This is a genomic window from Thiohalocapsa sp. (assembly GCF_022340605.1).
In the GTDB taxonomy this organism is placed as follows: Bacteria; Pseudomonadota; Gammaproteobacteria; order Chromatiales; family Chromatiaceae; genus Thiohalocapsa.
The window spans coordinates 1-8,670 of record NZ_JAJDNQ010000172.1; the positions used below are offsets into that span (position 1 = coordinate 1).

7 protein-coding genes are annotated in these 8,670 nt (G+C 68.5%); 6 read left to right on the plus strand and 1 reads right to left on the minus strand.

The window, feature by feature from the left end; translation table 11 throughout:
* Positions 1 to 25: 25 nt before the first annotated feature.
* Positions 26 to 1,840: a glycoside hydrolase family 15 protein gene (locus LJE69_RS20865; RefSeq protein ID WP_296927995.1), complete on the minus strand. Its 1,815-nt coding sequence runs from the start codon at positions 1,838 to 1,840 to the stop codon at positions 26 to 28.
* Between the two features lie 526 nt (positions 1,841 to 2,366).
* Between LJE69_RS20865 and LJE69_RS20870 the strand changes: the two genes are divergently transcribed.
* From LJE69_RS20870 to nuoF, 6 genes are all read left to right on the plus strand, one after another.
* Complete coding sequence (locus LJE69_RS20870) at positions 2,367 to 2,750, plus strand: NADH-quinone oxidoreductase subunit A (RefSeq protein WP_296927996.1); 384 nt, start codon at positions 2,367 to 2,369, stop codon at positions 2,748 to 2,750.
* Between the two features lies 1 nt (position 2,751).
* Positions 2,752 to 3,474: an NADH-quinone oxidoreductase subunit B gene (locus tag LJE69_RS20875; RefSeq protein WP_367114726.1), complete on the plus strand. Its 723-nt coding sequence runs from the start codon at positions 2,752 to 2,754 to the stop codon at positions 3,472 to 3,474.
* Positions 3,467 to 5,320, plus strand: coding sequence for an NADH-quinone oxidoreductase subunit C/D (gene nuoC / locus LJE69_RS20880; protein ID WP_296927997.1), 1,854 nt, complete (start codon positions 3,467 to 3,469; stop codon positions 5,318 to 5,320). Before LJE69_RS20875 ends, nuoC begins: the two co-directional genes overlap by 8 nt.
* Before the next feature lie 271 nt (positions 5,321 to 5,591).
* Positions 5,592 to 6,059 carry an NADH-quinone oxidoreductase subunit NuoE gene (gene nuoE, locus LJE69_RS20885; RefSeq protein WP_296927998.1) on the plus strand — a complete coding sequence of 156 codons (468 nt, stop codon included), beginning with the start codon at positions 5,592 to 5,594 and terminating at the stop codon, positions 6,057 to 6,059.
* 109 nt (positions 6,060 to 6,168) lie between these two features.
* Complete coding sequence (gene wrbA, locus LJE69_RS20890) at positions 6,169 to 6,786, plus strand: NAD(P)H:quinone oxidoreductase (protein WP_296927999.1); 618 nt, start codon at positions 6,169 to 6,171, stop codon at positions 6,784 to 6,786.
* The gene (gene nuoF, locus LJE69_RS20895) at positions 6,786 to 8,063 is read left to right on the plus strand and encodes an NADH-quinone oxidoreductase subunit NuoF (RefSeq protein ID WP_296928000.1); all 1,278 of its coding nucleotides are present in this window, start codon (positions 6,786 to 6,788) and stop codon (positions 8,061 to 8,063) included. The genes wrbA and nuoF overlap by 1 nt, the downstream gene beginning before the upstream one ends.
* Positions 8,064 to 8,670 lie beyond the last annotated feature (607 nt).

The window sequence follows — 8,670 nt, forward strand, 5'->3', positions numbered from 1 at the left end:
CACTCCCGGTGCCGCGACCAGCCCCTCAACTGGGCCCATCCGCTGACTCGTCATCCGCGGCGCGATGCTCGCCGGGTCCGCCGGCGCGGCTCAGGTTGCGCGCGCTGTTGATCAGGGCCACGTGGGTAAATGCCAGCGGGAAGTTGCCCATCAGACGCCCCTTCTCGGGGTCGTACTCCTCGGACAGGAGGCCGACGTCGTTGCGCACCTCCAGCAGGCGCTCGAACAGCCGACAGGCGTCGTCCCGGCGCCCGGTCATCGCCAGGTTGTCCACCAGCCAGAACGAGCACGGCAGGAAGGTGCCCTCGTCGATGCCGATGCCGTCCACGTCGGAGCCCTGCGCGTAGCGCATGACGAAGCCGTTCCAGGTGAGCTCCTGCTCCACCGCCTCCATCGTCGCGATCACCCGCGGATCATCGGGCGGCAGAAATCCCACCAGCGGCACCATCAGCAGGCTGGCGTCCAGGGCCTTGCCGCCGTACTCCTGCACGAAGACGTTGCGGTCCGGATCGACGCCGCGGCGACACACCTCGTCGTGGATGGTGTCGCGAATGCCGGCCCAGCGCTCCGCCGGCCCCGAGCGGCCGAAGCGCTCGACGGCCTTGACGGCACGGTCGAAGGCGACCCAGGCCATCACCTTGGAGTGGGTGAAGTGCCGGTTCGGACCGCGGATCTCCCAGATGCCGTCGTCCGGCTCCTGCCAGGCGGTTTCCAGAAAGTCCAGCAGCGCCCGCTGCAGCGCCCAGACGTGCTCCTGCGGCTCGATGCCAGACCGACGGGCGAGGTGCAGGGCATCGAAGATCTCGCCGTAGACGTCGAGCTGGCGCTGGGAATGGGCGGCATTGCCGATGAGAACGGGCGCAATATCCTGGTAGCCGTCGAGCCACTCCAGCTCGCTCTCCTTAAGTCGCCGCTCGCCGGCGAGGCCATAGAGGATCTGCAGGTCCTGCGGCCGCCCGGCGGCCACGCGCAGCAGCCACTCGCGCCAGGCGCGCGCCTCGTCCAGGTAGCCCGAGATCAGGAAGGCGTACAGCGTGAAGGTGGCGTCGCGCAGCCAGCAGTAGCGGAAGTCGAAGTTGCGCCCGCCCGTCCAGCTCTCCGGCAGACCCAGCGTGGGCGCGGCGATGATGCCGCCGGTGGGTGAATAGGTCAGCGCCTTCAGCGTCAGCAGCGAGCGCTCGACGGCGTCCGCGTAGGCGCCCCGGTAGGTGGAGCGCTGGCTCCACGCGCGCCACCAGGCGGTGGTCATGTCACATGCGGTGAGCGGGTCGATGGGCAGCGGCGGGGTCTGCTCGGAGGGGAAATAGGTCAGCACGAAGGAGCTGGTCTGCCCGGCGACCACGTCGAAATCGCACACCGTGCGATAGTCCTCGCCCTCGAGTTGTTCCTGGGTGCGCAGTTCCAAGGAATCGGGGCCGGCGGTGGCGACAATGCCGCCGTCGATGGCACGCACCCAGGGCACCACGGCACCGTAGTCGAAGCGGATGGTCAGTTCCATGCGCATCGGTACGTGACCGTCGAGGCCCTGCACCACCCGCACCACGTCGTGGCGCCCTTCCCAGTGCGGCATGCAGTCGGTGACGCGCACACGCCCGGAATCGGTCACGATCTCAGTGTCCAGCACCAACGTGCCATCACGGTAGCGGCGCTTGCTGTGGTGCACCTCGCCCTTTGGCGCGATGAGCCAGCGGCCGTTCTCTGCGCTGCCCACCAGCGCACAGAAGCACGCGGGCGAATCGAACCGGGGCAGACAGAGCCAATCGATGGACCCGTCGCGGCCCACCAATGCGGCCCCGCGGGTGTTGCCGACCAGGGCGTAGTCTTCGATGGACAGGGCCATGCGACGTCTCCTTGGGCTTGCGCGGACGAGAATTCCCCAGAGCCTCGCGGGAACTTGAGACCGCGGTCCGCTCAGCGGAGTTGCCGCCGTGGGTGCCGCGGAAGGCGGATTCCGGCAGCCCGGCGCCGAAGGCATGGACGCAGGCCGGCTCGGGGCGCTACCCGGACGGTACGCAACAATCGAACCAGCTCGATGGGCGGTGCTTGAGACACCCCAGGCAGTCGAAGCCACCGGCGGATCGGTGGATTTACACCGGTATCCGGTTGGAATTGACCAGCGGCATGGCGCGATGGGCGCGGTCGCACGGGATGGGCAAGCCCCTGGTCAAGCGTTGGGCGGCAGCGGATCGATGCCCTCGGGCGCAATCGCGGCGCCCGGCAGGCGAATCGGCAGGCGGAGTACGGCAAGAACAGGCAGCGCGGGGCCGGCAAGCGCCCGCGCCCGGCCGGGTTGGGGCCGGGGCTCCCGTCAGGCTGGCACGAGCAGTGCTAAGCACTGGGGCAGTATCCGCCCCACGAGCGTTGCCATGACCGGCGAGAACCTGTATCCGCTGCTGATCTATGTCGCCCTGGTGCTGCTCGTCATCGGCGGGCTCATCGCCCTGTCCTATGTGCTGGGGCAGCGACACCAGGAGCCCGCCACCGGCGAACCGTTCGAATCCGGCATCGTGCATATCGGCAGCGGTTGGCTGCGGATTCCGGTGCGCTTCTACCTGGTCGCCGTGCTGTTCGTGATCTTCGACCTGGAGGCCGCCTTCATCTTCGCCTGGGCGGTCGCGGCAAGGCAGACGGGCTGGGACGGCTACATCGAGATACTCGTCTTCATCGGCATCCTCGCCGCCGCGCTGGCCTACCTGTGGCGCGTCGGCGCGTTGGACTGGCACCGCAACCCTGCCCCGGAGACACGCTGACATGCGCTGGAGATCGAACACGCCGGGGGACCGGGAACCCCCAGACCATGGCCCAGACCATGCGAGGGACCATGCCGCGGACCGGGCGCCGACCGTCAGCTCGCAGGCGCAGTCCGGTGCGGCCCAGCAAGAGGTACGCCGCAACATCGTCATGGCCCGGCTCGCCGACCTGGTGGCCTGGGGCCGCAAGCATTCCCTGTGGCCATTTAACTTCGGCTTGTCCTGTTGCTACGTCGAGATGGCCACGGCGCTGACGCCGCCGCACGACATCGCCCGCTTCGGTGCCGAGGTCATCCGCGGCACGCCGCGAGAGTCCGACCTGATCATCATCTCCGGCACCGTGTTCCGGAAGGTGGCGCCGGCGATCCAGCGGCTGTACGAGCAAATGATGGAGCCGCGTTGGGTCATCTCCATGGGCTCGTGCGCCAACTCCGGCGGCATGTACGACATCTATAGCGTGGTGCAGGGCGTGGACAGCTTCCTGCCCGTCGACGTCTATGTGCCTGGCTGCCCGCCGCGACCCGAGGCCCTGCTGGAGGGCTTCCTGCTGCTGCAGGAGGCCATCGGCAAGGAGCGGCGCCCCCTGAGCTGGGTGATCGGCGACCAGGGTGTCGTCCGCCCGCAGCTCGCCGCCGAGCACCGGGTCCGAATCGAGAGCCAGCGCGAGCGCAAGCGCGAGGAGCGCATGCAAACCACGGAGCTGCGGGGGCCGGATCATGTATGAAGCACTGCGACTGCCCCCGGCGCCGGACGGCGATGTGTCCAAGACGGGCGCGCGCATACCCCCGGCGCCCACCCGAGGCGACGAGGGCCTGGCCGCGGAGCTGCGCCTCGCCTGCGGCGAGCGCAGCGTCATCGCCGAGCAACGCACCGCCGAGGGCATGACGACCCTGTGGGTGGACCGCACCACCCTGCCCGACGTGCTGCGGCACCTGAAGCACGGCATCGAGCAGCCCTTTCCGATGCTCTACGACCTGACCGCCGTCGACGAGCGCGCGCGCCAGCACCATGGCGCGGTCGCCGACGGCATGCCGGCGCCGGCGTTCACGGCCGTCTACCAACTCCTGTCCCCGGACCGCGACCAGGACCTGCGCCTGAAGGTGCCGCTGGACGAGGGCGAGCCGGCACTGCCGAGCGTGCACGACGTCTACCCGAACGCGGACTGGTACGAGCGCGAGATCTGGGACATGTTCGGCATCCAGGTCGACGGGCATCCGCACCTCACCCGCATCCTGATGCCGCCCACCTGGGAAGGCCACCCACTGCGCAAGGACCACCCCGCCCGCGCCACCGAGCTCGGGCGCTACACGCTCACCGAGCGGGAGGAGGAGCGCGAGCAGGAGGCGTTGCGCTTTCGCCCCGAGGACTGGGGCATGCGCCGCTCCCACGAGGGCACGGACTTCATGTTCCTGAACCTGGGGCCGAACCACCCCAGCGTGCACGGCGTGTTCCGGATCGTGCTGCAGCTCGACGGCGAGGAGATCGTCGACTGCGTGCCGGAGATCGGCTTCCACCACCGTGGCGCCGAGAAGATGGCCGAGCGCCAGACCTGGCACAGTTTCATTCCCTACACCGACCGCATCGACTACCTGGGCGGGGTCATGAACAACCTGCCCTACGTGCTGGCCGTGGAGCGCCTGGCCGGCATCGAGGTGCCGGAGCGGGTCGAGGTGGTGCGCGTGATGCTCTGCGAGCTGTTCCGCATCACCAGTCACCTGCTCTTCTTCGGCACCATGGCCCAGGACGTGGGCCAGATGTCGCCGGTGTTCTACGCCTTCAGCGACCGCCAGCGGGTCTACGACATCATCGAGGCCATCACCGGCTTCCGCATGCACCCGGCGTGGTTCCGCATCGGCGGGCTGGCGCAGGACCTGCCCGAGGGCTGGGACGAGCTGGTGCGCCGGCTCGTGGACGGCGAGGGCGTGCGGCTGCACGAGTACGAGCGGATGGTGCTGGACAACACCATCTTCCGCGCCCGCACTCGCGGCGTCGGCGCCTATGACACCAGCGCAGCGCTGGACTGGGGGGTCACCGGACCGGGGCTGCGCGCCACGGGCCTGGAATGGGACCTGCGCAAGGCCCGGCCCTACAGCGGTTACGACCGCTTCGAGTTCGACATTCCGACCGGCACCCGCGGCGACTCCTTCGACCGCACCGCGGTGCGCGTCGAGGAGATGCGCCAGAGCCTGAGAATCATCCGCCAGTGCCTGGAGCACATGCCGGCAGGCGAGCACAAGGCGCGCCACCCGCTCACCACGCCGCCGCTCAAGGACGAGATGCAGCGGGGCACGATGCACGACATCGAGACCCTCATCCACCACTTCGTGGAGATCGGCTGGGGGCCGGACCTCCCGCCTGGCGAGGCCTGCGTCGCCATCGAGGCCACCAAGGGCATCAACAGCTATTACCTGACGTCGGACGGCGGCGGCATGTCCTACCGCACACGCATCCGCACGCCGTCGTTCCCGCACCTGCAGATGATCCCGGCCATTGCCCGCGGGCACACGGTGGCGGACCTGGTCGCGATCATCGGCAGCATCGACTTCGTGATGGCGGACGTGGACCGGTGACGACCAGCCCCCACAGCGCACACCCATCCGGAGGTCGGGCTGAGGCACGTAGCCCGACATCGGGCGGCGCGGGGCGCGCGAATCATCGGGCCTTCCATGAAGGCTGCTCCGGGCACGCCGGCGCCGTGGGAGTGCCACTGCCTTTTGTGGCGCGATCGCAGCCGCACGTCTGCCTGCCGCTTGGCAATGACTCGGGGCTTGACGTCCTGCCTTGCCGCCGGTCGCGGCACCAAGCGTGCCGCTCCCACAAGGCTTGCAGGAGACCGGAATCATGCTGACCGAACAGGAGCACGAGGTGCTGGCACAGGAGCTGGAGCGCTATCCCGATCGCCGGGCAGCGAGCATCGACTGCCTGGTGCGGCTCCAGGAGAGCCGTGGCGGCTGGCTGTCGGACGAGACCCTGGCGGACCTGGCGCCGGTGCTGGACATGAGCGTGCACGAGCTGGACGCCCTGGCGACCTTCTACAACCGGCTGAACCGTCGGCCCGTCGGACGCCACCTGATCCGCGTCTGCGACTCGGTCTCCTGCTGGATCATGGGCAGCGACGCCGTCTGTGCGGTGCTGCGGGAGCGGCTCGGCATCGACCTCGGCTGCACCACGCCGGACGGGCGCTTCACGCTGCTGCCCACCCAGTGTCTCGGCGCCTGCGAGCGGGCGCCGGTGCTGTCCATCGACGACAAGCAATACACCGATCTGCGAGCGGACGACCTGGACGCGATCCTTGCAGATCATGACTGAGCGCGCGGCGGACCACGGCGCATCACAGCGCGGGCGCCGCTGCCACGAGCACAGGGCGCGATCGCGGCAGGGACGCCGCTCCCACTGATTCAACACGAGAGTTCGGGCGATGAAGACCAAGCTGCTGGTGCTCTACTACAGCATGTACGGCCACGTGGAGACGATGGCGAAGGCCGTCGCCGAGGGCGTGCTGGAGGTCGGGCAAGTCGAGGTCCGGATCAAGCGCGTCCCGGAGACCATGCCCGAGGACAAGGCGCGCGCCGCGGGCGCCAAGCTCGACCAGGCGGCGCCGGTGGTCGACTTGGACGAGCTGGCCGACTACGACGGCATCATCTTCGGCACGCCAACCCGATTCGGCAACATGTGCGGCCAGATGCGGACCTTCCTGGACCAGACCGGCAGCTATTGGCTGGCCGGCACGCTGGTCGGCAAGGTCGGCAGCGTTTTCACGTCCACCGCCACCCAGCATGGTGGGCAGGAGACGACGATCACGTCGTTCCACTCGACGCTGCTGCATCAGGGCATGGTCATTGTCGGCGTGCCTTACGCCTGCAAGGAGTTGCTGAACATGGACGAGATCACCGGCGGCACGCCCTATGGCGCCAGCACCCTGGCCGCTGCCGACGGCAGCCGGCGCCCCAGCGACAACGAGCTGGCCATCGCGCGCTATCAGGGCCGCCACGTAGCCGAGATCACGCGCCAGCTCGCACAGGCCAGGCACCACTGATGGCCGAGACCCCACTCACCGATCGCATCGGCCCCGAGCGCAAGCCGCCGGGCCTGGCCGAGTACCGGCGCGCCGGCGGCTACAAGGCCGTCGACAAGGCGCTCCGCCACCTGAGCCCCGAGGACGTCCGCAACCAGGTCACCGAGTCCAACCTGCGCGGCCGCGGCGGCGCCGGCTTCCCCACCGGCAAGAAGTGGAGCTTCGTGCCCCAGGGCGACGACGCGCCCACCCCCAAATACCTCGTCGTCAACGCCGACGAGATGGAGCCCGGCACCTTCAAGGACCGGCTGCTGCTGGAGGGCGACCCGCACCAGATGATCGAGGCCGTCATCCTGAGCGCCTACGCCATCGGCGCCAGCCAGGCCTACATCTTCCTGCGCGGTGAGTACGTCACCGCCGCCCGCGTGCTGCGCCAGGCCATCGCCGAGGCCAAGGATGCCGGGTTGCTCGGCCACCGTATCCGCGACACCGATTTCAGCCTGGAACTGCACCTGCACATGAGTGCCGGCCGCTACATCTGCGGCGAGGAGACCGCCCTGCTCAGCGCCCTCGAAGGCCGCCGCGCGCTCCCGCGCACCAAGCCGCCCTACCCCCAGGCCGCCGGACTCTGGGGCTATCCCACCGTGGTCAACAACGTCGAGACCCTGTGCAACGTGCCGCACATCGTCGCCCATGGCGGCGACTGGTTTCAGTCCTTGAGCCACACCGACGACGGCGGCACCAAGATCTACGGCGTCAGCGGCCGGGTGCGCAAGCCCGGGCTCTGGGAGTTGCCCATGGGCACCACCGCGCGCGAGATCATCGAGGAGCACGCCGGCGGCATGCGCGACGGCTACCGCTTCCGCGGCCTGCTCCCGGGCGGCGCCTCCACGGACTTCATCGTCGCAGAGCACCTCGACCTGCCCCTGGACTTCTCGGGGCTGTCCAAGGCCGGCAGCCGCCTCGGCACCGGCACCATGATCATCCTCGACGACCACACCTGCCCGGTGGGCATGTGCCTGAACATGGAGCGCTTCTTCGCGCAGGAATCCTGCGGCTGGTGCACCCCGTGCCGGGACGGCCTGCCCTTAGTCACCGCGACGCTGGCCGCCATCGAGGCCGGCCGCGGCCGCCCGGAAGACCTGGACCTGCTGGAGCAGCACACCCGGCTGCTGGGCATGGGCAACACCTTCTGTGCGCATGCACCCGGTGCCATGGAGCCGTTGCAGAGCGCGTTGAAGCACTTCCGCGACGACTTCGAGCAGCACATCCGCGAGGGTCGATGCCCCTACCGGTAGCATCGCCCCGCCGCCTGGCCGCGAACCTATTCGGCGTAGTCGGTCAGTTGACGCTCCCGTGTGTAACGGGAAAAAGCGCCCCCAATCTCGACCGTCAACTGGTCGAGGCGCTTTGGCCGCATCGCCTCCACGCACGCCTGTGCCTGCCTGACGCACCCACGCGGCGCGATTTCGGGCATTCGCTCCTGTTCCAGTCGCCGCAAGTAGCGGTCGCATCCGGACGGTGCGCCGCCCTCGCGCCGCTGAGGTACCGCGCGGGATGCCCGGGCGGAACGCTCAGCTTCGGGCCCGGTGATGTGGGCGCGGGGAGGGTGCATCTTCATGGCTGGACAATACCTTGCGGGCCTTGCGTGTACACGAATTTGCGCTAGACTGGCGCCAAGCATAGTACACAGCCTAGGGGCCAGCCTAACACCCGAAGCACAGGCTGCGGCCCAAGTAACTGTTAGGCTATAAACCCATGCGATACTTTACTTACATTTCCGACGCTAAGGTTGACATGCTGCTCCCTCAAATTGCTTCTGGGAAAAAGGAGAAGATTGCTGCTGATCTTGGCTTTAATGTTGGCCTCTTGAAAGGAAGCTTACGTGCAGAGAAAAATACGCTC